General features: G+C 68.3%; 19 protein-coding genes. 11 read left to right on the plus strand and 8 right to left on the minus strand.

From position 1 onward, the window contains the following. Window positions 1–9 precede the first annotated feature (9 nt). Genes AC07V5_RS22155 through AC07V5_RS22170 form a run of 4 tightly spaced genes read left to right on the plus strand, consistent with a single transcriptional unit; the run spans window position 10 to window position 5,191 of the window. Window positions 10–2,391 (plus strand): DNA translocase FtsK, encoded by a 2,382-nt coding sequence (locus AC07V5_RS22155; protein ID WP_495117870.1) that lies wholly within the window; start codon window positions 10–12, stop codon window positions 2,389–2,391. Then, on the plus strand, window positions 2,388–2,996 hold the full coding sequence (lolA, locus tag AC07V5_RS22160; protein ID WP_495117871.1) for an outer membrane lipoprotein periplasmic chaperone LolA: 609 nt from the start codon (window positions 2,388–2,390) through the stop codon (window positions 2,994–2,996). Before AC07V5_RS22155 ends, lolA begins: the two co-directional genes overlap by 4 nt. A 7-nt stretch (window positions 2,997–3,003) precedes the next feature. Then, on the plus strand, window positions 3,004–4,308 hold the full coding sequence (locus AC07V5_RS22165; protein WP_495117872.1) for a replication-associated recombination protein A: 1,305 nt from the start codon (window positions 3,004–3,006) through the stop codon (window positions 4,306–4,308). Further along, window positions 4,286–5,191, plus strand: coding sequence for an amino acid ABC transporter substrate-binding protein (locus tag AC07V5_RS22170; RefSeq protein ID WP_495117873.1), 906 nt, complete (start codon window positions 4,286–4,288; stop codon window positions 5,189–5,191). The genes AC07V5_RS22165 and AC07V5_RS22170 overlap by 23 nt, the downstream gene beginning before the upstream one ends. On the opposite strand, the gene AC07V5_RS22175 is transcribed toward AC07V5_RS22170, so the two are convergent. Both AC07V5_RS22175 and AC07V5_RS22180 read right to left on the minus strand, forming a co-directional pair. Further along, a complete protein-coding gene (locus tag AC07V5_RS22175; protein WP_495117874.1) occupies window positions 5,188–6,528 on the minus strand; it encodes a sigma-54-dependent transcriptional regulator in 1,341 nt (446 codons plus the stop codon). The two genes, AC07V5_RS22170 and AC07V5_RS22175, sit on opposite strands and share 4 nt — an antisense overlap. Then, the gene (locus tag AC07V5_RS22180; RefSeq protein ID WP_495117875.1) at window positions 6,521–8,368 is read right to left on the minus strand and encodes a sensor histidine kinase; all 1,848 of its coding nucleotides are present in this window, start codon (window positions 8,366–8,368) and stop codon (window positions 6,521–6,523) included. The genes AC07V5_RS22175 and AC07V5_RS22180 overlap by 8 nt, the downstream gene beginning before the upstream one ends. 314 nt (window positions 8,369–8,682) lie before the next feature. On the opposite strand from AC07V5_RS22180, the gene AC07V5_RS22185 reads away from it, so the two are divergent. From AC07V5_RS22185 to AC07V5_RS22200, 4 genes are read left to right on the plus strand one after another with little or no spacing between them, the layout of a single operon-like run. Further along, window positions 8,683–9,606 carry a branched-chain amino acid ABC transporter permease gene (locus AC07V5_RS22185; protein WP_025564063.1) on the plus strand — a complete coding sequence of 308 codons (924 nt, stop codon included), beginning with the start codon at window positions 8,683–8,685 and terminating at the stop codon, window positions 9,604–9,606. A gap of 13 nt (window positions 9,607–9,619) precedes the next feature. After that, complete coding sequence (locus tag AC07V5_RS22190) at window positions 9,620–10,702, plus strand: branched-chain amino acid ABC transporter permease (protein ID WP_495117876.1); 1,083 nt, start codon at window positions 9,620–9,622, stop codon at window positions 10,700–10,702. Between the two features lie 13 nt (window positions 10,703–10,715). After that, window positions 10,716–11,501 (plus strand): ABC transporter ATP-binding protein, encoded by a 786-nt coding sequence (locus AC07V5_RS22195; protein ID WP_495117877.1) that lies wholly within the window; start codon window positions 10,716–10,718, stop codon window positions 11,499–11,501. A gap of 14 nt (window positions 11,502–11,515) precedes the next feature. Then, window positions 11,516–12,229, plus strand: coding sequence for an ABC transporter ATP-binding protein (locus AC07V5_RS22200; protein WP_495117878.1), 714 nt, complete (start codon window positions 11,516–11,518; stop codon window positions 12,227–12,229). Between the two features lie 70 nt (window positions 12,230–12,299). Here the strand turns inward: AC07V5_RS22200 and AC07V5_RS22205 are convergent, their stop codons facing one another. The 3 genes from AC07V5_RS22205 to AC07V5_RS22215 all read right to left on the minus strand — a co-directional run bounded on the left by AC07V5_RS22205 (window position 12,300) and on the right by AC07V5_RS22215 (window position 17,335). Next, window positions 12,300–14,636: an alkaline phosphatase D family protein gene (locus tag AC07V5_RS22205; RefSeq protein WP_495117879.1), complete on the minus strand. Its 2,337-nt coding sequence runs from the start codon at window positions 14,634–14,636 to the stop codon at window positions 12,300–12,302. Between the two features lie 14 nt (window positions 14,637–14,650). Further along, the gene (locus AC07V5_RS22210) at window positions 14,651–16,087 is read right to left on the minus strand and encodes an OmpP1/FadL family transporter (RefSeq protein WP_495117880.1); all 1,437 of its coding nucleotides are present in this window, start codon (window positions 16,085–16,087) and stop codon (window positions 14,651–14,653) included. A 192-nt stretch (window positions 16,088–16,279) separates the two neighbouring features. Continuing rightward, window positions 16,280–17,335 (minus strand): Leu/Phe/Val dehydrogenase, encoded by a 1,056-nt coding sequence (locus AC07V5_RS22215; protein WP_495117881.1) that lies wholly within the window; start codon window positions 17,333–17,335, stop codon window positions 16,280–16,282. Between the two features lie 169 nt (window positions 17,336–17,504). On the opposite strand from AC07V5_RS22215, the gene AC07V5_RS22220 reads away from it, so the two are divergent. Next, window positions 17,505–18,182 (plus strand): response regulator, encoded by a 678-nt coding sequence (locus AC07V5_RS22220; protein ID WP_495117882.1) that lies wholly within the window; start codon window positions 17,505–17,507, stop codon window positions 18,180–18,182. After that, a complete protein-coding gene (locus tag AC07V5_RS22225; protein ID WP_495117883.1) occupies window positions 18,179–19,909 on the plus strand; it encodes a sensor histidine kinase in 1,731 nt (576 codons plus the stop codon). The genes AC07V5_RS22220 and AC07V5_RS22225 overlap by 4 nt, the downstream gene beginning before the upstream one ends. A 4-nt stretch (window positions 19,910–19,913) precedes the next feature. Here AC07V5_RS22225 and AC07V5_RS22230 read toward each other — a convergent pair whose 3' ends face one another. Beyond that, window positions 19,914–20,642, minus strand: coding sequence for a 2OG-Fe dioxygenase family protein (locus AC07V5_RS22230; protein WP_495117884.1), 729 nt, complete (start codon window positions 20,640–20,642; stop codon window positions 19,914–19,916). Window positions 20,643–20,713: 71 nt separating this feature from the next. Continuing rightward, window positions 20,714–21,742: a CDP-6-deoxy-delta-3,4-glucoseen reductase gene (locus tag AC07V5_RS22235; protein ID WP_495117885.1), complete on the minus strand. Its 1,029-nt coding sequence runs from the start codon at window positions 21,740–21,742 to the stop codon at window positions 20,714–20,716. 75 nt (window positions 21,743–21,817) lie between these two features. On the opposite strand from AC07V5_RS22235, the gene AC07V5_RS22240 reads away from it, so the two are divergent. Beyond that, the gene (locus AC07V5_RS22240; protein WP_495117886.1) at window positions 21,818–22,678 is read left to right on the plus strand and encodes an SDR family oxidoreductase; all 861 of its coding nucleotides are present in this window, start codon (window positions 21,818–21,820) and stop codon (window positions 22,676–22,678) included. On the opposite strand, the gene AC07V5_RS22245 is transcribed toward AC07V5_RS22240, so the two are convergent. Beyond that, window positions 22,675–23,256: a rhomboid family intramembrane serine protease gene (locus AC07V5_RS22245; protein WP_495117887.1), complete on the minus strand. Its 582-nt coding sequence runs from the start codon at window positions 23,254–23,256 to the stop codon at window positions 22,675–22,677. The genes AC07V5_RS22240 and AC07V5_RS22245 overlap by 4 nt on opposite strands. Window positions 23,257–23,313: the final 57 nt, after the last annotated feature.

Genomic DNA, 23,313 nt, shown 5'->3' on the forward strand with positions numbered 1-23,313 from the left:
AATGCGGGGATGAGTTTTCCCCTCGGTTCCCTGCTCGGCGGTGACGATGCCGCCGGTGAAGCCGCCAGCCCCACCAAGCCCGTTCGTCGCCAGGCGCCCAAGCGCGACGCGGTCCCGCCGTCTGCCGCATCGCGGCTGTTGCGCACGCCGCTGTGGCTGGCCCTGACGGCCCTTGTTCTGGCGCTGCTGGTGCTGGCCCTGGCCACACATGACATCCGCGACGCCGCCTTCACGACCAGCGGCCAGCGCGATCTCGTTGGCAACCGCGTCGGCAGCTTCGGCGCCTGGGTGTCGGACGGCCTGCTTTTCCTGTTCGGCTTCTCCGCCTGGTGGCTGCCGGTGCTGGCCGTGCGGGCCTGGCTGCGCGGGTTGGCGGGCCTGCTGCGCCATGACACGCCGGAGCCTGTGCGCTGGAGCCGGCGCCTGCGCTGGTGTGCGGGCGTGCTGCTGCTGATCGGCGCCAGCTGCGCGCTGGAGTGGAGCCGGCTCTACGCCGTCGAGCCTCGCCTGCCCGGGCATGCGGGCGGCCTCATCGGTTACACGCTGGGCCCGTTGGGCATGAAGGGCCTGGGCTTTGCCGGCTCGGGCGTCGTCTGGATCGTGCTGCTGCTGACCGGCATGTCCTGGGCGCTGCGCTTCTCCTGGGGCCATCTGGCCGAGTCCATCGGCGAGCGCATCGAGCAGCTGCGTGAGCAGCACATCGAGAAGCGCGAGATCAAGGCCGACCACAAGGCTGGCGAGCAGGCCGTGAAGGAGCGCGAGCAGGAGGTGGAGGTCGAGCGCCAGATCGAGCGCCAGGTCGAAGCCGAACACGCGCCGCTCGTCATCGAGGCGCCCGTCGTCGAGGTGCCGCAGTCCACGCGCGTGGCCAAGGAGCGCCAGCAGACGCTGTTCGTCGATGCCGGCGACGCCAAGCTGCCACAGGTGGACCTGCTGGACGCCGCACCAGCACGCCAGGAAACCACTGTCACGCCTGAGTCGCTGGAGATGACCAGCCGCCTCATCGAGAAGAAGTTGCGCGACTTCGGCGTCGAGGTGCATGTCGTCGCCGCGTCGCCCGGCCCGGTCATCACGCGCTACGAGATCGAACCGGCCACCGGCGTGAAGGGCTCGCAGATCGTCGGCCTGGCCAAGGATCTGTCGCGTAGCTTGAGCCTCACGTCCATCCGCGTCGTCGAGACCATCCCGGGCAAGAACTACATGGCGCTGGAGCTGCCCAACGCGCGCCGCCAGACCATCCGCCTGTCGGAGATCCTCGGCTCCCAGGTCTACGCTGACGCCGCATCCCAGCTGACCATGGGCCTGGGCAAGGACATCGTCGGCCTGCCCATCGTCGCCGACCTCGCCAAGATGCCGCACTGCCTCGTCGCCGGCACGACCGGTTCAGGCAAGTCGGTCGGCATCAACGCGATGATCCTCAGCCTGCTCTACAAGGCCGAGGCCCGCGACGTTCGTCTCATCCTGATCGACCCCAAGATGCTGGAAATGAGTGTCTACGAGGGCATTCCGCATCTGCTGGCACCGGTCGTGACCGACATGAAGCAGGCCAGCAACGCGCTGAACTGGTGTGTCGGCGAGATGGAGCGCCGCTACAAGATCATGTCCAAGGTCGGCGTGCGCAACCTGGCCGGTTACAACAAGAAGATCGACGAGGCCAAGGCCAACGGCATCAGCATTCCCAACCCGTTCAGCCTCAGCAACGACGAGCCCGAGCCGCTGGATCGCATGCCCTTCATCGTTGTCGTCATCGACGAGCTGGCCGACCTGATGATGGTCGTCGGCAAGAAGATCGAGGAGCTGATCGCCCGCCTGGCGCAGAAGGCCCGCGCGGCCGGCATTCACCTGATCCTGGCCACGCAGCGGCCGTCGGTCGACGTCATCACCGGCCTTATCAAGGCCAACATCCCGACCCGCCTGTCCTTCCAGGTCAGCTCCAAGATCGACAGCCGCACCATCCTCGACCAGATGGGTGCCGAGGCGCTGCTGGGCATGGGCGACATGCTTTACATGCCATCCGGCACCGGCCTGCCCATCCGCGTGCACGGCGCCTTTGTCAGCGACGACGAGGTCCACCGCGTTGTGGAGTACATCAAGTCCCAAGGTGAGCCGAATTACATCGAAGGCATTCTCGAAGGTGGCGTGCTCGACGACGCTGGAGGCGAGGCGCCCGCGCCGGGCGAGGCCGCCGGCGAGGCCGACCCCATGTACGACCAGGCCGTGGCCATCGTGCTGCAGCACCGCAAGGCGTCGATTTCTCTGGTGCAGCGCCATCTGCGCATCGGCTACAACCGCGCCGCGCGGCTGCTGGAGCAGATGGAGAACTCGGGCCTCGTTGGCGCTCTGGCATCCAACGGCAGCCGTGAACTGATCGTTCCCAAACGAGACGAATGAAAAAACTCCTGCTTTCCCTGACGCTGCTGATCGCTGCCTCCGCGGCCCGCGCCGATGGCGTTGATGCGCTGCGCGACTTCGCCCGCGACGTGAAGAGCGGCAAGGCCAACTTCACGCAGACCGTCACTTCGCCGGATGGCAAGCGCAAGAAGGTGTCCTCCGGCAGCTTCGAGTTCCAGCGCCCCAACCAGTTCCGCTTCGCCTACGCCAAGCCCTTCGAGCAGGTCATCGTGGCCGACGGCCAGAAGGTGTGGATCTACGACGCCGACCTCAACCAGGCGAGCTCACGCAAGCTTGCCGATGCGCTGGGCGCCACGCCCGCGGCCCTGCTGGCTGGCGGCAACCTCGAGCGCGACTTCGCGCTGAAAGCTCAGCCTGCCGAAGCCGGCGTGGAGTGGGTGCAGGCCGTGCCCAAGCAGGCCGAGTCCACGATCCAGTCGCTGCGCCTGGGCTTTCGCGCCAAGGAACTCGCCGCGATGGAGATCGTCGACGGCTTCGGCCAGCGCTCGCGGCTGGACTTCAGCGCCGTGCAGACCAATGTGGCCGTTGGCGCCGAACGCTTCCAGTTCAAGCTGCCGGCCGGGGCTGACCTGATCGAGCAGTGATCGGACCGTGAGCACCGGTTCGCTCTTCGACGCCGACCCGCCCGCGCCACCGCTGGCCGAACGGCTGCGCCCGAAGACGCTGGACGAAGTCATCGGCCAGCGCCATCTGCTGGGCCCCGGCATGCCGCTGCGTGCGTCCTTCGAGGCGGGGCGGCTGCAAAGCATGATCCTGTGGGGCCCGCCCGGTGTCGGCAAGACGACGCTGGCGCGCCTCGTGGCTGGCGCCTTCGACGCGCAGTTCATCGCGATCTCGGCGGTGCTGGGTGGCGTGAAAGACATCCGCGAGGCCGTGGACCGCGCGCAGATCGCCGCACAGCAGGGCCGGCGCACCGTCGTCTTCGTGGACGAGGTGCACCGCTTCAACAAGGCCCAGCAGGACGCCTTCCTGCCGCATGTCGAGTCGGGCCTGTTCACATTCATTGGCGCGACGACCGAGAACCCCAGCTTCGAGGTCAACTCGGCGCTGCTGTCACGCGCCCAGGTGCAGGTGCTGAAGAGCCTGGATGCGGAAGAGCTGGGCCAGCTCATCGCTCGCGGCGCGACGGAGCTTGGCGTCGAGCCGCCAACGAAAGATGCCGCCGACCGCCTCATCGGCTACGCCGACGGCGACGCGCGCCGGTTGCTCAACGCGCTGGAATCCGCCGCGGCGCTGGCCAATGGCACGCTCATCGACGAAGCCTTGCTGGAGCGCACGCTGGGCGAGCAATTGCGCCGCTACGACAAGGGCGGTGACCAGTTCTACGACGTCATCAGCGCGCTCCACAAGTCCGTGCGCGGCAGCAATCCGGACGGCTCGCTGTACTGGTTCGCACGCATGCTGGACGGCGGCGTGGACGCCCGCTACATCGCGCGCCGACTCATCCGCATGGCCAGCGAGGACATCGGCCTGGCCGACCCGCGCGCGCTGCGCATGACGCTGGACGCGGCGGACACCTACGAACGCCTGGGTTCGCCCGAGGGCGAGCTGGCGCTGGCGCAGGCGGTCGTGTACCTCGCGGTCGCGGCCAAGTCCAACGCGGTCTACAAGGCCTTCAACGAGGTGAAGGCGTTCATCAAGCAGGACACCTCGCGCCCGGTGCCCGTGCACCTGCGCAACGCGCCCACCAGGCTGATGAAGGACCTCGGCTACGGCAAGGCCTACCGCTACGCGCACGACGAACCCGGTGGCTATGCGGCTGGCGAGCAATACCTGCCCGACGGCCTGGAGGACCAACGCTGGTACCAGCCCGTGCCGCGCGGCCTGGAGGCACGCATTGCCGACAAACTTGCCGAACTGCGCCGGCTGGACGATGAAGCGGCTGGCCAGGGCTAGCGCGGCGCTGCTGGCGCTGTGCCTGGGTGCGGCGCACGCGGCCGATGGCCCGACGCTGACCCGTGTGCGCGACACCGGCGTCATCGTCATCGGCTACCGCCCCGCCTCGCTGCCGTTCTCCTACCTCGACGCTCAGCTACGCCCCACAGGCTACACGGTCGAGCTCTGCGACCGCATCGTTGCGGCCGTTCGCGGCAAGCTGCAGCAGCCGGACCTGGAAGTGCGTCGCGTCGAGGTTGCATCCGCCACGCGCATGCCGCTGGTCATCAACGGCACGCTGGACCTGGAATGCGGGATCACCACGAACACCGCCGAGCGGGCCCGCAATCAGGCCTTCTCGCTGACCATCTTTGTCGCCGAGACGCGGCTGATGACCCGTGGCGGTGAGCGCGTGCAAGGCCTGGCCGACCTGCGCGGCTTGGCTGTTGCCTCAACCATCGGCACCACCAGCATCCAGCACCTCGCCAAGGTCAACGAGAAGCAAGGCCTGGGCATCCGCATCCTCGGTGGCCTGGACGACCCGGAAGGCTTCCAGATGCTGCGCAGCGGCCGCGCGTCGGCCTTCCTGATGGACGACGTGCTGCTGCGTGCGCTTCTGGCTCAGCAGGGGCCGGGTGCCGATGACTACCGCATCTCCGACCAGGCCCTGACCGTCGAGCCCTATGCCATCGGCCTGCGCAAGAACGACCCCCAGTTCAAGGCGCTGGTGGACGAGGTGCTGGCTGCCCTGTACCGCAGCGGCGAGATCCATGCCATCTACCGCCGCTGGTTCGAATCGCCGCTGCCGTCTCAGGGGCTGAACCTGAAGCTGCCGATGAGCGCGGCCTTCCGGCGCGTCATCGCCAATCCGACCGATTCGCCAGACCCCGACAAGTACCGCTAGCGAAACGCATCCAGCTGGATGCCATGCCGGTGCAGCTTGTCGTACAGCGTCTTGCGAGGCGTGCCCAGCAGCTCCATGGCGGCCGGCACCTTGCCCTGGCAGCGGCGCAGCGCCTGTTCGATGAGCGTCTTTTCGATGAGGTCCATCTGCCGCGCGAGGTTCAGCGCCGGCACGGCCTGCAGGGCGGCCTGGGGGTCGAGGTCGTCCAGCGCCAGCACGAAGCGGTCGGCCGCGTTGCGGATCTCGCGCACGTTGCCCGGCCAGTCGTGAGCGATCAGTTCGCGCAGCTTCTCGGGCGTCAGCTCGGGTGCGGCTCGCTCGTAGCGGACGCAGGCTTGCACCACGAAATGCTCGAACAGCAGCGGGATGTCTTCACGGCGTTCGCGCAGCGGCGGCAGCGTGAGCGTGGCGATGTTGAGGCGGTAGTAGAGGTCGCTGCGGAACTCGTTCTTGGCGGCCTGCTCCTTCAGGTCTGACTTGCTGGCCGCGATGAAGCGCACGTTGATCGGCAGCTCCTCGTTGGAGCCCAGGCGTTCGATGCGCCGCTCCTGCAGCACGCGCAGCAGCTTGATCTGCAGCGCGATGGGCATGGTCTCGATCTCGTCCAGCAGCAGCGTGCCGCCGTTGGCGTGCTCGATCTTGCCGATGCGGCGCTTGGCGGCCGAAGTGAAAGAGCCGGGCTCGTGGCCGAACAGCTCGCTCTCGAACAGCGCCTCGGGCAGGCCGCCGCAGTTGATGGCGACGAAGTGCCGGTCCCGGCGCAGGCTCTGGTCGTGCAGGCAGCGGGCCACCAGCTCCTTGCCGGTGCCGGTCTCGCCGACGATGAGCACGTCGGCGGAGGTGCCGGCCAGGTTCAGCACCTGGCGCCGCAGCTGCTGCATGGCCGGTGACTGGCCCAGCAACGCAGCCTCGATGCCGCTGGCGCGCTGCAGCTGGGCGCGCAGCTCGTCGGCCGAGTGGCGCAGCGTGCGCAGGTCCAGCGCGCGGCGGGTTACGTCCAGCAGGCGCTCGGGGGCGAAGGGCTTCTCGATGAAGTCGTAGGCACCCGCGCGCATGGACTGCACGGCCATCGTCACGTCGCCATGGGCGGTGATGAGGATGGTGGGGATGCTGGGGTCTGTCGCCTGCACATGGGCCAGCAGCGCGCGGCCATCCATGCCAGGCAGGCGCACGTCGGTGATGACGACGATGGGTGCGCCGGGCTGGATGTGGGGCAGGGCCTCCTCGGCCGTGCGGCAGGGCTGGACGGTGAAGCCTTCCAGCTCCAGCGTTTGCGTGAGGCTGACCCGCACCGGCAGGTCGTCCTCGACGAACACGACCTTGTAGCCTTCAAACATCTTGGTGCTCCCAGGTTTCAACCCCGAGGTCGAACTCGAAACTCATGCCGTGCTCCAGCCGCTCCGCGCGCAGCGTGCCGCCAAACTCATTCACGATCTTGGCCGAAATCACCAGGCCCAGGCCCAGGCCCTCGCCAGCGGGCTTGGTGGTGAAGAAGGGCTCGAACAGACGTTGCAGGTCGGCCTCGCCGACACCCGCGCCGCTGTCCTGAACTCGGACGAGGGCGCGACGCCCGCCGTCCTGTGCGATGACCCGCACACCCAATCGGCGTTCGGTCTCGTTCTGCATCGCGTCGATGGCGTTGCCGAACAGGTTGACCAGCACCTGCTCCAGCCGGTTGGCCTCGGCCCGCACGCGCAGGCCGGCCGGCACGTCGATCTCGGTCTGCAGGTCGAGCGTGCGGCTGCGGTGCTCCAGCAGCAATAGCGCGTTGCGCACGCAGTCCAGCAGCGGCACAGCGCTGGTGACCTGCTCGTCGGCCTTGCGCGCAAAGCTCTTGAGCTGGCGCGTGATCTGGCTCATGCGCTCCACCATGTCGTCCATGATCTGCAGGTTGGCGGCCACGGCATCGTGCCGGCCGCTCTCCAGCAGGCGGATCGAGTTGCGCGCCAGCGCTCGCAGCGCCGTCAACGGCTGGTTGACCTCGTGCGACAGCCCGGCCGACATCTGGCCCAGCACGGCCAGCTTGCTGGCCTGCAGCAGCTCGCCCTCGGTCTGCAGGCGCTGGGCGATCTGGGTCTTGAGCGCATCGTTGGTCTGGCGCAGCTCGGCGGTGCGGCTGTCCACCAGTTGCTCCAACTGGGCATGCGTCTGGCGCAGGGCGGCCTGGGCCTGGGTCAGCTGGCGCAGCGCGCGCCGGCGCGACGACAGGTAGAGCGCGAGCAGGCCGATGCTGGCGCCGAAGGCTGCGCCACCCCAGGCGGCGAGCTGGGCACGCTGCTTCACCTCGGTCAGGTCCGACAACGCCACGAGGCGCAGCCCCAGCGGCACGATCTGGCGCTGCTGGGCCAGCATGGGTTTGGCGCCAGAAGCATCCGGCAGGGGCAGCTTCACCCACTGGCCCTGGTGCACCTCCAGCGAGGCCGGCAGGTCCAGGTCGGGGCCGATGGCTTGAGGGTAGCGCGCGCTGGCCTGCAGGGCCTGGCGGCGCGATGGGTCGGCATGGTCCAGCACCGCGTACTTCCAGGCCTGCACCGAGCTCATGATGACGACGTCCTGGTCGTCGGCGACGAGGATGCGTTCACCCTGCGAGCGCAGGCCCAGGTCCACCCACGTGGCCTCCAGCGGCGCAAGGTTGAAGCGCACAACGATGACGCCCGCCGCCGCATTGGCCTGGCGCAGCGGGTGCAGCAGGTAGAAGTCGGTGCTGCCGGTGTTGGGGTCGGCGGCGAAGAAGTGGACGCGGCCCTGGGCCAGCGCCTCGGCGAGGCGGGCCGGCGGCGTCAGCGCCTCGCTGGCGGACAAGACCTGGCCCTGCGGCGTAGCGACAAAGATCTGGTGGGTGCCCGCCCGCACATTGACGCGCGCCAGCATCTGGCTCGCGGCCAGGCGGGCTGCTGGGTCGTCGGGGGCCTGCATCAGCGCCTGCAGCGTGGGTGCGATGGCGAGCAGGCTGGGCAGGGAGGCATGGCGGCCCAGCTCGGCGGCGAGGTTGGACGCGTACAGCTCCAGCCGCTCGGTGCTGAGGGCCGACAGCTGTTCGCGGCCGCTGCGTTCACTCAAGCGGTGCGCGAGCACGAAGCCGAGCACCATCAGGAGGCCGGTCAGGAAGAGATGAAAGCCCGGGCGGCTCAACAGCCGGAGCAGGCGCAGCGCGCGGGGGCGAAGGGATTCGGGCACAACCATGGCAGGGGCGGTGTAGTTTGCCCACGCCGGGGCGGTGTTGGCAGCCTCGGCAACGGTATTTTCGGGCCTGGCGGGGAACCGCCCGCGACCCGTGCGGTTTGTGCGGATTTCCGCCCAGTTTTTGGTGGCCGACACTCGTGAAATCCGACCAGCACTGCCCTCGTGGGACGGATCAAACGGTTGGCTGTTTCAGACCGTCGGTGAATACCCTTGAAACGTTGCCCGAGACCCTGTTTTGGCACGAGGGTTGCGATTTATCCCGAGTCGCGTGGCGCATGCTGCGCCCAACGAAAATTTCTGGAGCCCTCATGGAGACTCTGATTCAACAGATCATCAATGGCCTGGTGCTCGGGAGCATGTATGCCCTCGTCGCCCTCGGCTACACCATGGTCTACGGCATCATCAACCTCATCAATTTCGCCCACGGCGAGATCCTGATGGTCGGCGCCATGGTCAGCTGGACGCTGGTCACGCTGTTGGCGGATTCCGGCATTCCCGGATGGCTGCTGATGCTGATCGGCCTCGCTGCCGCCATCGTCGTCTGCGCGACGTTGAACTTCGCGGTCGAGAAGATCGCCTACCGACCGCTGCGCAACGCGCCGCGCCTGGCGCCACTGATCACCGCCATGGGCATGTCGCTGCTGCTGCAGGTGCTCGCGATGATCATCTGGAAGCCGAACCCCAAGCCCTTCCCGTTGCTGCTGCCCACCACGCCGTTCGACCTCGGCGGCCCCGTCATCACCGTCACGCAGTGCCTGATCCTGGGCCTGACGGTCTGCATCCTGGCGGGCCTGATGTACCTGGTGAACTACACGCGACTCGGCCGCGCGATGCGCGCCACCGCCGAGAACCCGCGCGTGGCCGGCCTGATGGGTGTGAAGCCCGACTTCATCATCTCCACCACCTTCGTCATCGGCGCCGCGCTTGCGGCAGTCGCCGGCCTGATGTGGGCGGCCAACTACGGCACGGTGCAGCACACGATGGGCTTCATGCCCGGGCTGAAGGCCTTCACGGCCGCGGTGCTGGGCGGTATCGGCAACTTGGCCGGTGCCGTGGTGGGTGGCGTGCTGCTGGGCCTCATCGAGGCCATCGGCGCGGGCTACCTGGGTGACCTGACCGGCGGCGTGCTGGGCAGCCACTACGCCGACATCTTCGCTTTCGTGGCCCTCATCCTCGTGCTGACGCTGCGCCCCTCGGGCCTGCTCGGCGAGCGTGTGGCCGACCGCGCCTGAAGGGAGCCAAGACATGGACACCAAGAAACTCATCACCTTCATCGCCGCAGCCGTCGGGCTGCTGGTCGTGCCGCTGTTTGCGCAGCAACTTGGCAACGGCCCCGTGCGCATCATCGACCTGGCCTTGCTGTACGTGCTGCTGGCGCTGGGCCTAAACATCGTCGTCGGCTACGCCGGCCTGCTGGACCTGGGCTACGTCGCGTTCTACGCGGTTGGCGCCTACATGTTCGCGCTGCTGGCGAGCCCGCACCTGAGCGAGAACTTCGAGGCCTTCCAGGCCGCGTTCCCGACCGGCCTGCACTCACCGCTGTGGCTGGTCATCCCGGCCAGTGCGGCGCTGGCGGCCTTCTTCGGCGTGATGCTGGGGGCGCCGACGCTGAAGCTGCGCGGCGACTACCTCGCCATCGTCACGCTCGGCTTCGGCGAAATCATCCGCGTGTTCCTGAACAACCTGGAGTACCCGCTCAACGTCACCAACGGCCCGCGCGGCATCGGCCAGATCGACTCCTTCCGCGTCTTCGGCGTGGACCTCGGCAAGTCCTGGGACGTCTTCGGCTTCACGCTGCCTTCGGTGACGCTGTACTACTACCTGTTCCTGGCCCTCGTGGTGGCAGGCGTGGTGATCTGCTATCGCCTGGAGAACTCCCGCATCGGCCGCGCCTGGATGGCCATCCGCGAGGACGAGATCGCCGCCAAGGCCATGGGCATCAACACCCGCAACCTCAAGCTCTTGGCCTTCGGCATGGGCGCCACCTTCGGCGGCGTGTCGGGCGCGATGTTCGCGAGCTTCCAGGGCTTCGTGTCGCCCGAGTCCTTCAGCCTGCAGGAGTCGGTCATGATCGTTGCGATGGTCGTGCTGGGTGGCATCGGCCACATCCCGGGCGTCATCCTCGGTGCGCTGATGCTGTCGGCCCTGCCCGAGGTGCTGCGCTACGTTGCCGGCCCGCTGCAGCAGATGACCGACGGCCGCCTGGACGCCTCCATCCTGCGCCAGCTGCTGGTGGCGCTGGCCATGATCGGCATCATGCTGGCCCGCCCGCGCGGCCTGTGGCCGTCGCCGGAGCATGGCAAGGTCGCACCGCCGGCCGCGAAGTGAGGGGAGCACGCACATGACACAACACGACAACATCGTTCTCAACGTCAGCGGCGCGTCCAAGCGCTTCGGCGGCGTGCAGGCCCTGTCCGACGTCGGCATCCAGATCCAGCGCGGCCAGGTCTACGGCCTCATCGGCCCCAACGGCGCCGGCAAGACGACCTTCTTCAACGTCATCACGGGCCTGTACGTGCCGGACGGCGGCAGCTTCGCCCTGGGCGGCACGCCTTACGCGCCGCAGGCGGTGCATCAGGTGGCCAAGGCCGGCATCGCGCGCACCTTCCAGAACATCCGCCTCTTTGCCGACATGACGGCGATCGAGAACGTGATGGTCGGCCGCCACATCCGCACCAAGTCGGGCCTGATCGGCGCGGTGTTCCGCACGCCGAAGTTCAAGGCCGAGGAGGCCGCGATCAAGGCGCGTGCCCAGGAGCTGCTGGACTACGTCGGCATCGGCGAGTACGCGGACTTCAAGGCGCGCACGCTGAGCTACGGCGACCAACGCCGCCTGGAGATCGCTCGGGCTCTGGCCACCGACCCGCAGCTCATCGCGCTGGACGAACCGGCCGCCGGCATGAACGCGACCGAGAAAGTCGTGCTGCGCGAGCTGATCGACCGCATCCGCAACGACGGCCGCACCATCCTGCTCATCGAGCACGACGTGAAGCTGGTCATGGGCCTGTGTGACCGCGTCACGGTGCTGGACTACGGCAAGCAGATCGCCGAAGGCACGCCGTACGACGTGCAGCGCAACGAGAAGGTGATCGAGGCCTACCTCGGCGCCGGCCACAAGAACCATTGAGAGGGACGAAAAACATGGCACAAACCCTTCTCAAAGTCAGCGGCCTCAAGGTCGCCTACGGCGGCATCCAGGCCGTCAAGGGCGTCAGCTTCGAGGTGCGCGAAGGCGAACTGGTGTCGCTGATCGGCGCCAACGGCGCGGGCAAGACGACAACGATGAAGGCCATCACCGGCCTGCAGCCGATTGCCGCCGGCAGCGTGGAATACCTCGGCAAGGCCATCAAGGGCCAGGGCGCCTGGGACCTGGCCAAGCAAGGCTTGGTCATGGTGCCCGAAGGCCGCGGCACCTTCACGCGCATGACCATCATCGAGAACCTGCAGATGGGCGCCTACAACCGCAAGGATGGCGAAGTGCAGGCCGACATGGACAAGGTCTTCGGCCTGTTCCCGCGCTTGAAGGAGCGCGCCAAGCAGCTGGCCGGCACGATGTCCGGCGGCGAGCAGCAGATGCTGGCCATGGGCCGCGCGCTGATGGCTCGCCCCAAGGTGCTGCTGCTGGACGAGCCGTCCATGGGCCTGTCGCCCATCATGGTGGACAAGATCTTCGAGGTCGTGAACGACATCCACAGCCAGGGCGTCACGGTGCTGCTCGTCGAGCAGAACGCCAGCCGCGCGCTGCAGCTGGCCAACCGCGGCTACGTGATGGAGTCCGGCGAGGTGACGATGGAGGGCGAAGGCCAGGCCTTGCTGAACGACCCCAAGGTGCGCGCTGCCTACCTCGGCGAATAAAAGCGGCTCGGCCGCCCATAAAAAAACGCCCGGCACCGCCGGGCGTTTTGCTTTGCGTGATCTGCAGAGATCAGAGGCTGCCCACCACGCTGACGTCCGTCACGCCGGCAGCCACGCGGACTGTCTTGACGCTGGCCACCGGCGTCGTCGGGGCCGTTCCGCCAACCTGGCGCGCCATCTTCTTGAAGGTGCAGATCAGATCGGTCTTGCTCAGCGTGACGATCGCGTAGCCCTGGGCGTCGCTGTCGACATGCTTGATCCACGGGTTGTTGACCGGCGGCGCGACTGCGGTGGTCGAGTCAGCAAACGGGTTCAGGCGCTTGACGATTTCCGATGCTGGTACGAGGTTGGGCGGGATGCCCAGCGCCGCGGCGAGCTTCTGCTGGATGAGGCCGTAGAGCGTCATCGCAGCAACCGACTTGCCCGCAGCGGCCAGGCCGGCGATCGTGCTCGCGATGACGGTGCCCATCGTGCCTGCCTGCGTCTCATCGAACGTGACGATGATGGCTTTGGACAGCGAAGCCGTCGGCGCAAAGGCAGCGGCAGGCACCTTGCCGGCCAGGATGGCGCCCTGCACGGCGGCCTGGATGGCAGCCGTGTTGCTCAGGTCGGTCACGCCGGCTGCCAGTGCAATGGCAGCGCTCAGGATCTGGATCGCAATGGCTTCGGACTCAGCTTCGCTCGTCGCCACCAGCGGCTTCAGTGCTGCAAACGACGGCTGCAAGGCCGCGCCGTAGAAGTAGCTGAAGTTGGAGTTGCTGGACACGCCGGCCGTGACGAGGTCGACCATCGCCGGCACGGGCGTGGCGGCGTCGTAGTCGGCCATGACGACGCCGGCATAGAAGGCGTGGATGTCGCCCGTGACGGCGACGACGTTCTTCACGCCCTTGGCCAGCAGCTGGCCCATCAGGTATTTGCGCTCGGCGTTGAAGCCGTCCCACTGGTCGGCGTTCAGCACGAACTTGGCCTTGAAGGCGGCCGGCGCGCCGGGGATCTTGTTGCCGTCCATGCCCATGCGCAGCAGCGAGACCTCGTTGCCCCAGATCTTCCATTGCGCGGTGGAGGTCGTCATCGTCTGCACCCACCACTGGCGCTGTGCGCCGCCCAGCACGCTGACGAGGGCCAGTGGGTCGGGCAGCGTGGCGCCGGCGGTCAGCTTGGCGGTCTCGACGCCTGCCAGCGTGGCCTGCGGCACCATGTAGCGTGCACCGATGGAGCCCACGGCCTGGCCCGTCAGCGGGCTCGGGGCGGCTTCAGGAATCAGATGGTCGGCGCGGTACAGGCGCTGGTCGGTCATGACCAGGTGCATCAGCTTGCCGAACTTCAGGTCGCGGTAGATGCGGATGCCGGTGATGCCCTGGCCTGGGTCCAGCGTGAAGCTGATGTCGGCCGGCATGTTCTCGAACCAGGCCTGGTTGGCCGACAGGCGGCGCGAGGTCTGGGCCGTGTTGTCGCCGACCTGCGTGGTCGCGTTGAAGGTGCCGTTGTCGTAGGTCTCGCGGTCCTGCCAGCAGTCGTCGCTGAACTCGTGGTCGTCCCAGACGGCCACGAAGGCGAAGCGTTCGTGCAGGTTCTGCAGGCGGCGGTCGGTGCGGTAGCGCTTGTAGAGGTAGCGGTAGTCGGCGATGGTCGTGGCGTACTTGCCGCCGGTGGGCAGGGCGGTGCCATTCGGCAGGGCCAGCGCCGTGTGGCCGCTCTCGACGCCGCCGGCCTGGTAGTCCGCACCCACGGCTTCGTAGATGTAGTCGCCCAGGTGGACGATGAAGTCGATGTTTTCCTGGGCCAGCGAGTCCATGCCGGCCCAGTGGTTCACGCTCCAGTCCTGGCAGGAGATGAAGGCGAAGTTCAACGCGCTGATGTCGGCCTCGGCGGCCGGCGCCGTCTTGAAGCGACCGATGCGCGACACGCTGCTGCCGGCGGTGAACTGGTAGTAGTAGACCGTGGCCGGTTGCAGGCCGCTGATACGGTGGCGCAGCGTGTGGTCGTAGAACTCGTAGACCGGCACGTCGGCGTTGGCGTCGGCCGTGCCTGTGAGCGCGGACGTCGTGCCGAGCAGGGCGGCGTTGCCGGCGGCGCTGCTGATCTTCAGCGTCACGTTGTAGCTGCCGCCGCCCGCGGCGCTGGTCACGTCATCGGCCGCACTGGGCACCACGCGGGCCCACAGCACGGCGCCGTCGGGCTTGGGGTCGCCCGAGGCAACGGACTGCGGGAACTTGAACGTGCCGCTGGCGGCGGCCGTTGTCGGCAGCGGCGTGCTGCTGCCGGGGAAGGTGGCGGGCAAGGGCTCGATGGGCGCACCGGCGTCGCCACCGCCGCCGCAGCCAACGAGGCTGGACAGGGCGGTGGAGGCGGTGATCAGGGCGCCCGCTTGAGCGGCGCTGCGGCGGAGAAAACTGCGGCGATCCATGATGTGTCGCCTCCTCAGAACTTGTAGTTGAACTGGACACCGAAGATGGTGGCCTTGGTGGTGTAGTTGCCGCGTGCGGTTGCGTAGGAGCAGTTGCAGGGCGTCTCACCTTCGGCGTCGTCGGTCGCGTTCATCGCGGCGTCCTTCAGCTTCACTTTGCCGAAGGAGAAGTCGACGCTGGCGTTGTCCGCCACGGCCAGGTTGGCGCCCAGCGCCACCCAGGTGCGGTGGGCGTCGGGCAGGGCCGGGCTGCGCGTGGCCGAGGGCACGGGCGACAGGTCCTTGCTGTAGCCGGCCCGCAGCAGCAGCGAGGGCAGGGCCTGCCACTGCGCGCCCACCGAGACCTTGGTGCTGTCCTTCCAGTGCTCGGGCGTGATGGAGTCGGCCGTCGAATTGGCGAAGTCGATGCGCAGCTGCTGCAGGCGCGAGTCGCGCGTCCAGGTGAAGTCGGCCATCACGGCGATGGTGGGCGTCACTTGCTGGAAGCCGTGCAGCGAGAGGGACTCGGGCGTGCGCACGGCGAGGCTGGCGTCGCTGTCGTTCTGGTCCAGCGCCGAGGTGCCGTTGTAGGGCGCGCCGGTGATGGCGGCCAGCACATTGGCCGGCAGGTTGCTCGGCTGGGTCCAGTCGGCCGAGCCCTTGAGCTTGTGGCTGACGCTGCTGCGGTAGGCCACGCCCACCCGCGTGCCGGCCGCGGGTTCCCACAGCGCCGACAGGTTGAAACCCAGGCTCCAGTCTTTGCCTTCGACGGCGATGGAGCCGTCGTAGGTCGGGTTGCCGAAGATCAGCGCCGCCTGCTGCTGCAGCTGCAGCGCCAGGCCGGGCGCACCGGCCGCGGCGGCCTGTTGCGCGGCGCCCAGCAGGCCCTTGGCATAGGCCGAGGCGTAAGGCACTGCGCGGCGCAGCTTGCCTTCCATGTATTGCATGTTCAGGCCGGCCGCCAGCGACAGCTCGGGCGCGGCCTTCCAGGCGACGTTGGGGTTCAGCGAGAAGGACTTCAGCTCAACCTTCTGCAGGTTGTAGCGACCGCCCCAGTCCGGGCGGTAGTCGAGCTTGGTGCCCCAGGGCACGAAGAACCCGACTCCGTAGGCCAGCGTGTCCGAGGCCTTGTAGGCGGCGTAGAGATGCGGCACGACGGCCGGCTTGGCGAATGCCAACGTGTCGCCGACGGTGCCCGTCGAGCGTGGCTGCAGGCCGGTGCCGGGCAGGGAGATGTAGGAGCCCTGGTCGGTGAACTTGGTCTTGGGGTCGACGTAGTCGATGACGCCGGAGAAGTTCCAGCCGGTGAGCCGTGTCATGCCGGCGGGGTTGGCGAACAGCGTGCTCGCGTCAGCGGCCTCGGCGGCGTTGGCGTTGGCCGTGCCCTCAGAGGCGGCGCTCTGCGTACCGAAGCGGTAGCCGGCTGAATGGGCCGTCAGGGCCAGGGGCAGCAGGGCGATACCTGCCAGCAAGGGGCGCAGCGCGCGGGTTGGACGTGTATTGCGTCGCATAGGGTTTGTCTCCGGTAATCGTGCGTAACCTGCGCCAATTGTGCGCAGCCGCCGTGTCGCCATGAGGACAAACCGGTCGAGACAAACCCTGGACTTGAGAGGGCTCTCTAAGTGTTGGCCGGGCGCCACCGCCCGGCCAAACCAGGGATGGACTTAAGCCACTCGGACGAGCTTGGAGCGGGCCCAGTCATCGGCCACGCGGGCCGGTGTCGAGTCGGCCGTCTGCACGCGTTGCAGCAGCTCTTCCACGCGCTCGGCGATCTTGCTGACCTCGGCCATGACCTTGGTCTCCTCGCCTTCACCACGGTACTCGCGGGCGACGCTGATGATGCCGCCGGCATTCACCAGGTAGTCGGGCAGGTAGCAGATGCCGCGGCGCTGCAGCGCGTCGCCATCGGCCGAGGTGGCCAGCTGGTTGTTGGCCGCGCCGGCGATCAGCTTGGCGTGGATGGTCGGTACGGTGTGCTCGCTCAGCGATGCACCCAGTGCGCACGGTGCCAGCACGTCGACATCCGCCGCGAGGATCTCGGCCACGCTGGCGGCCGTTGCGCCGAACTGGGCCACGGCGCGCTCGACCTTGGCGGCGTCCACGTCGGCCACGACGAGCTTGGCGCCGGCTTTGTGCAGGAACTCGGCCAGATGCCAGCCCACCGCGCCCAGGCCTTGCAGCGCAACGCGCACACCTTCCAGCGACGAGCGGCCCAGCACGAGGCGGGCGCCGGCCTGGATGGAGACGAACACGCCCCAGGCCGTCTTGGGGCTGGGGTCGCCACCAAAGGCGCCTTCGCGCGGGATGCCGCTCACAAACGGCGTCACGGCCTGCATGCCGCGCATGTCGGCCGTCGTCGTGCCGACGTCTTCAGCGGTGATGTAGGCGCCGTTGAGCGACTGCACGGCGCGGCCGAAGGCGGCAAACAGGGCAGGGCGGTCGAAGGCGCCCTCGGGCTTGAGGATGACGGCCTTGCCGCCGCCGAAGGGCAGGTCGGCCAGCGCGTTCTTCAGGCTCATGCCCTGGGACAGGCGCAGCGCGTCGTTGAGGGCGGCGAGTTCGGAGTCGTAGTGCCAGACGCGGCAGCCGCCGAAGGCCGGGCCACGCGCGGTGCTGTGCACGGCGAGGATGGCCTTGAGGCCGGTGGCCGGGTCGGTGGCGAGCAGTACTCGCTCGTGAGCGGTTTGCTCGGGCAGGCCGAAGAGGGAGGTCGGGTTCATGCGTTGGGCGCTTTTGGCGCGGCAGTGATGGGGGAGAAGCCGCGCTTTTGGCGCGGCCAGCGTCAATTTTAGTGGGCCACCGGGCTAGGGCGCGAAGGCCGATGGCGCGGTTAACCTTCGCACTTGAGATGACAGAGGCGCGCATGACAGCGCCCAGGGGGATTTGGACGTGCGGGCTCTGCTGATCGACGACGAGGATTTGGTGCTGGAGGGGCTGCAGGCCTTCCTCCAGGTGAGCTTGCCCGACTTGACGTTGGACAAGACCAGCGAACTGGCGGTGGCCGTCGGCCTGGCCGCGAATGTGCGCTACGAGCTGATCCTGCTGGATTGGCACCTGACGGGCGCGGACGGCCGGCGCCAGGATGGCCACGCGGTGATCGATGCTTTGCGCGCCGCCGGGTCGCGGGCGCCCATCCTCATCGTGTCGGGCGACGACCCCACCCCCTGGCCGCAGCGGGTCTTCGATCTGGGGCTGGCGGGCTTCGTGCCCAAGCGCGCGAGCGGCGCCACCTTGCTCGAAGCCATCCGGATCGCCTTGGGCGGCGGCGTCTTCCTGCTGGATCGGGCGCTGCAGCAACGGGCACGGGTGGCCGCCAATCCACCGGCAGATGTCTCGCCCTCGGCTGACGATGCCGCATCGCTGCAGCAGCGCTTCCCGGACCTGACCGAGCGCCAGGCGGAGGTGTTTCGCATCATGTTGCGCGGCGCCAGCAACAAGGAGATCGCTCGCGAGCTGGAAATCGGCGTCAACACCGTGCACACCCATGTGCGCGGCGTGCTGGCGGCCGTGGGTGCGCAGCGGCGTGGCGAGGCCGTGTTCCGGGTCGTGGGTGGCGGCCAGGCATGACGCCTGAAATGGCGCAGTCGGCCCTGGCGCGCCGGCTGGTCATGGCGCGCGCGCAGGTGCTGCGCGCGCAGTGGCCCATCACACTGGCGCATGCCCTCGTGGCCTGGGTGCTGTGGCGCGATGGCCTGGAGACTGCCGCGGCGGCCTGGTTCGTGGTCATGACGGGCGTCAACCTCGCGCGCGGCTGGCAACTGCCCAGGCTGTCGGCTGATACCGAGGAGGAGGCGCAGCGGGTCAGCCGAATTGCGTTCCAGTGGCTGGTGGTCATCGGCCTGCTGCGCCCGGTGCCGGTGTTGCTGACGCTGCTGCTGGGCCATGAGTCGCAAGGCCTCTATCTGATCACCATGGTCATGCTGGGCCTCACCGTGGGCGGCGCGCCCAATCTGGCGGGCCTGATGCATCTCTACGACGTCTGGGCGGCGCCGCTGTTCCTGGCCTTTTGCGGCGTGTGGCTCGTGCGCGCCGATATCGAAGGTGTCGCGATCGCGCTGCTGCTGGCTATGTTTTTCTTCGTGCTGCGCTCCTACGTGCGGGACTACGGGGCCGTGCTCGCCCGCGAGATGACCTGGGCCGAGCAGCTGCGCGTGGAGCGTGACCGCGCCGAGGAGGCCATCGTGGCCCGGGGGCGCTTCTTTGCCGCCGCCAGCCATGACCTGCGCCAGCCCATCGCCGTGATGCGCTGGTATGGCGAGGCTGTGGAGGAGCACGCCCGGCAGCTGGACCACGCCGGGCTGAAGCAGATCGGCGAGGGCATCGCCAGGGCGATGGCGCGCGCCGACCCGCTGCTGGCGCAATACCTGGAGATCTCGCGGCTGGAGGCGCACGAGACGGCTTTGCCGCTGAGCGCCGTCGACCTGGCGGCGCTGCTGCGCCAGACGGCCGAGGCTTGGGAGCCTCAAGCCCGCGAGCGCGGCCTGGCGGTGCGGGTTGAAGTGCCTGAGGTGGCGCCCTTGGCGCTCGGAAACGATGCCGCGCTGCGACGCATCCTCGACAACCTCGTGGCCAATGCGCTCAAGTTCACGCCGGCTGGCACCGTGACCCTGGCGGTCGAGGCCGCGGCGCCGGAGGCTTGGCGGCTCAGCGTCAGCGATACCGGCATCGGCATCGCACCTGCCGACCAGGGCCAAGTCTTCGACGACTTCTTCCAGATCGGCAATGCTGCGCGTGCCGGCGACAAGGGCGTGGGCCTGGGCTTGTCCATCGCCCGGCGCCATGCCGAGCGCCTGGGCAGTGCACTGCGGCTGAGCAGTGCGCTGGGGCAGGGCAGTCGCTTCGAGTTAGAGTTGGCGGCTGCAGATGCCGTGCCTGTACCGGTGTCTGCGCCTTCCGAGGAAACGTCGGGCCCGCTGCCGGCAGCGCTGAAATTCCTCGTCGTCGATGACGATGTCGATGTCCAGCAGGCCTTGCAGGCGCGGTTGGAGGCCAGGGGCTGGACGGCGTTGACGGCTTCAGCCCTGGGCGATGCGCTGGCCCTCTGGCGTGGTGGCTACAGGCCCGACATGGTGCTCGCCGACTACCGCCTGGGTGACCAGCACACCGGCGCCGAACTGATCGCTGCGCTGCGCGCCGAAGGCTGCGAGGCGCCCGCCCTCATCATCACCGGCGATACCGCGCCGGATCGCATGGCTCAGCTCGCCCGCAGCGGGCTGGAGGTGCTGCACAAGCCGGTCAGCGACGCCCTGCTGGTGCAGACCGTGCAGCGGCTGCTGGCCAAGGCGCCCGCCTGACGGCTCAGGGCCCCTGGAAGCCGCCGCTTCGCAGCGTAACGACCAGCGTGTCGCGCCAGCCGCGCTCGCCGGCCGTGATCGGCTGGATGGGCGTGGTTTCGTGGATGACGCGTGCGTCGTCCAGCAGCAGCGTCGTCCAGGGCTGGGTCATCGTGAAGCGCTGCCCGGCCGGGCCGGCTGCATCGAAGACGCGCGACTCACCGCCCTTGACGCCCTGGCGGCCGACGAAGAGCACGGCGACAAGATCGACGCCGTCGCGGTGCGCACCTTCGGGCGTGGGGCGGCCGATGCCGTCGCTGGTGTCGATGCGAAAAGGGTGGGCCTCGATGAACCAGGGCTGCTCGCCCTTCAGCGCCGAGGCCGTCTTGGCCAGGCCCAGCAGCAGCGCCGTCCAGGCGGGTGACGTGACCATCTCCTGCGCCAGCGGCACGAACCAGCGCTGGATGCCGCCGTGCAGCGCGTTGTAGTCCAGCGGCTGCCAATGGGCGCGGTGGGGCGCGAGGGTCAGCATGCCGCCGTCGGCGACGAAGCAGCCGTGGCGGCGGAAGCGATAGCGGCCGCCGTCGCGCAGATAGCCATCGGGCGGCAGGTCGTCCCAGCAGGGCTTCAGCGCGTCTAGATCGTTGGCCGAAACGCCCAGCACCTCCAGCGATCCCGGTGCGAGCACCGCTTCGCCGTCACGCTTCAGTACGTCGACTAGTTCAGCAGCAGGGGTCCACGGCGGTTCGAACATCTCAGTGCTTGTAGTTGCGACTCACATTCGCCGGGCGGCAAACATGAGTCTTCACTGCAAACATGCTCACGCTACGCGTTTGCATGTTTGTCAGCTTCGGACGTGAAGGCGTCCGCGTAGAACTCGTCGTCCGGCAGCTTGCACTGCGCGACGAAGTCCTTGTGCGCCGACTCGACCATGATGGGTGCGCCGCAGGCATAGACCTGGTGGCCCGACAGGTCGGGTTGGTCTTCCATGACGGCACGGTGGACGAAGCCGGTGCGGCCGGTCCAGCCTTCGTCGGGCTCGGACAGCACGGGCACATAGCTCAGCTGCGGCCACTCGGCGGCAACCTGCGCGGCCCAGTCGTTCAAGTAGAGGTCGGCCTGCTTGCGCGCGCCCCAGTACAGCACCATCGGCCGCGTCGACTCGATGTGGCGGGCGCGCTCGATGATGGCCTTGATGGGCGCAAAACCCGTGCCGCTGGCCAGCAGCACGATGGGCTGGGTCGCATCCTCGCGCAGGAAGAAGCTGCCGAACGGGCCTTCCATGCGCAGGATGTCCTTCTCCTTCAGCGCACCGAAGACGTGGTCAGTGAACTTGCCGCCAGGCATGTGGCGGATGTGCAGCTCGATCTGGCCCGGCAGGCTGTGCGGCGCGTTCGCCATCGAGTAGCTGCGGCGCGAGCCGTCGCGCAGGATGAACTCGACGTACTGCCCGGCGCGGAACTGGAAGTTCTGGTTGGCGGCGAGCTGCATGGTCAGCACGGCCACGTCGGGCGCGGGGCGCGTCATGGCCGCGACGCGACTGGGCAGCTTCAGCACCGGGAACTCACCGGCGCCGGGCACCGTGCGGGCCTCGATCGTGCAGTCGGTCTGCGGCCGTGCGCAGCAGGTCAGCACGAAGCCGGCTGCCTCCTCTTCGGCCGAGAGCGCCTTGGGCTGGTGGTTGCCGTGGATGACGGCGCCTTCGAGCAGCTTGCTCTTGCAGGAGCCGCAGGCGCCGTCCTTGCAGCCGTAGGGCAGGCCCACGCCATTGCGGATGGCGGCGGCAAGCAGGGTGTCGTCGCCCTCGGTCGTGTAGACGCGGCCGGCGGGCTGGATGGTGATCTGATGGGACATGGCTTCCAAAAAGGCAGCGGCCCCGCATGAGATGCCCGGGGCCGTAGACTGCCCGCCATTTTGCCCGACCCTGGAATGACCCCAAGGCTATTGATCATCGGCTGCGGCGACGTGGGCCTGCGTGTGCTCCAGGCGCTGGCCGGCCGCTGGCGCGTATTTGCGCTGACATCCAGCCCCGCGCGCGCTTCGGCGCTGCGCACCGCGGGAGCCGTGCCCCTGGTCGGCAACCTGGACGAGCGGGCGACGCTGGCGCGGCTGGCAGGCCTGGCCGATCTGGTGCTGCATCTCGCACCACCGGCATCACAAGGCAGCACCGATGAGCGCACCCGCCATCTGCTGTCGGCGCTGGCACGCAAGCCTCCGGCGGCGCTGGTTTACGCGAGCACGACCGGTGTCTATGGCGATTGCGGTGGTGCGCTGATCGACGAGACCCGCGCGCTGAACCCCGCGACGGACCGCGCGCGCCGCCGTGTCGATGCCGAAGCCCAGTTGCACGCCTTCGGCCGCCGCCATGGCACGCGTGTGAGCCTGCTGCGCATCCCCGGCATCTACGCGCGCGACCGGGAAGGTGGCCATCCGCGCGAGCGCCTGGCGCGTGGCACGCCAGTGCTGAGGCGCGAGGACGATGTTTTCACCAATCACATCCACGCCGACGACCTGGCCCGCGCCTGCGTGCTGGCCTTGCTGCGCGGCCTGCCGCAACGGGCCGTCAACGTCTGCGATGACAGCCAGTTGCTGATGGGCGACTACTTCGATCTGGCTGCCGACCTGGCAGGGGTGCCGAGGCCGGAGCGCATCACGCGCGCCGAGGCCGTCGAAAAGATGAGCCCGATGCAGCTGAGCTTCTGGAGCGAGTCACGCCGGATGAGCAACGCTCGCCTCAAGCGCGAGCTGCGGCTGGCGCTGCACTACCCGACGCCCAAAGAAGGCCTCTAGCCGCGGCGCCGCGGCGAGCGCCAGAGGCGGATCAGGAGCCAGGCGCCCAGCATGCCGCCCAGGTGGGCAAAGTGGGCAATGCCGCTGGAGCGGCTGAACCCGAGGATGAGCTCCAGGCCCCCGAAGATGGCGACGAAGTACTTCGCCTTCATGGGGATGGGCGGGATCAGCGGCACGATGATGCGGTTGGGAAACAGCATGCCGAAGGACAGCAGCAAGCCGAAGATGGCGCCCGACGCACCCACCGTGGGCGAATTCGCGCCGATGGCCCAGGTGAAGAGCAACTGGACGATGGCCGCGCTCAGCGTGCTGGCAATCAGGATCTGCGTGTAGCGCTTGGGGCCCCAGACGCGCTCCAGCTCGCCGCCGAACATCCAAAGCCCCAGCATGTTGAACAGCAGGTGCGTGAAGTCGCCGTGCAGGAAGGCGTAACTCAGCACCTGCCAGGGCAGGAAGTAGCCCGAAGTCAGCGGCCAGAGCTCGAACCAGAACGCCAGGCCGGGAAACAGTTCGAAGAAGCAGAAGAAGCCGACGCAAGCCAGCAGGAAGGCTTTGGTGACAGAAGGAAGCGGTGGCATGTGACGCGCGGCTTGCGCCCGGAGAGGGCGTCTGCACCGGGAGGGCCGATGCTTGCC

The organism is Roseateles sp. GW821-FHT02E12, from assembly GCF_059421665.1.

Coding starts and splice junctions, on each gene's coding strand:
- AC07V5_RS22155 (WP_495117870.1), top strand. CDS start 10: ATGAGTTTTCCCCTCGGTTCCCTGCTCGGCGGTGACGATGCCGCCGGT.
- lolA (WP_495117871.1), top strand. CDS start 2,388: ATGAAAAAACTCCTGCTTTCCCTGACGCTGCTGATCGCTGCCTCCGCG.
- AC07V5_RS22170 (WP_495117873.1), top strand. CDS start 4,286: ATGAAGCGGCTGGCCAGGGCTAGCGCGGCGCTGCTGGCGCTGTGCCTG.
- AC07V5_RS22175 (WP_495117874.1), bottom strand. CDS start 6,528: ATGTTTGAAGGCTACAAGGTCGTGTTCGTCGAGGACGACCTGCCGGTG.
- AC07V5_RS22185 (WP_025564063.1), top strand. CDS start 8,683: ATGGAGACTCTGATTCAACAGATCATCAATGGCCTGGTGCTCGGGAGC.
- AC07V5_RS22190 (WP_495117876.1), top strand. CDS start 9,620: ATGGACACCAAGAAACTCATCACCTTCATCGCCGCAGCCGTCGGGCTG.
- AC07V5_RS22195 (WP_495117877.1), top strand. CDS start 10,716: ATGACACAACACGACAACATCGTTCTCAACGTCAGCGGCGCGTCCAAG.
- AC07V5_RS22200 (WP_495117878.1), top strand. CDS start 11,516: ATGGCACAAACCCTTCTCAAAGTCAGCGGCCTCAAGGTCGCCTACGGC.
- AC07V5_RS22205 (WP_495117879.1), bottom strand. CDS start 14,636: ATGGATCGCCGCAGTTTTCTCCGCCGCAGCGCCGCTCAAGCGGGCGCC.
- AC07V5_RS22215 (WP_495117881.1), bottom strand. CDS start 17,335: ATGAACCCGACCTCCCTCTTCGGCCTGCCCGAGCAAACCGCTCACGAG.
- AC07V5_RS22225 (WP_495117883.1), top strand. CDS start 18,179: ATGACGCCTGAAATGGCGCAGTCGGCCCTGGCGCGCCGGCTGGTCATG.
- AC07V5_RS22230 (WP_495117884.1), bottom strand. CDS start 20,642: ATGTTCGAACCGCCGTGGACCCCTGCTGCTGAACTAGTCGACGTACTG.
- AC07V5_RS22235 (WP_495117885.1), bottom strand. CDS start 21,742: ATGTCCCATCAGATCACCATCCAGCCCGCCGGCCGCGTCTACACGACC.
- AC07V5_RS22240 (WP_495117886.1), top strand. CDS start 21,818: ATGACCCCAAGGCTATTGATCATCGGCTGCGGCGACGTGGGCCTGCGT.
- AC07V5_RS22245 (WP_495117887.1), bottom strand. CDS start 23,256: ATGCCACCGCTTCCTTCTGTCACCAAAGCCTTCCTGCTGGCTTGCGTC.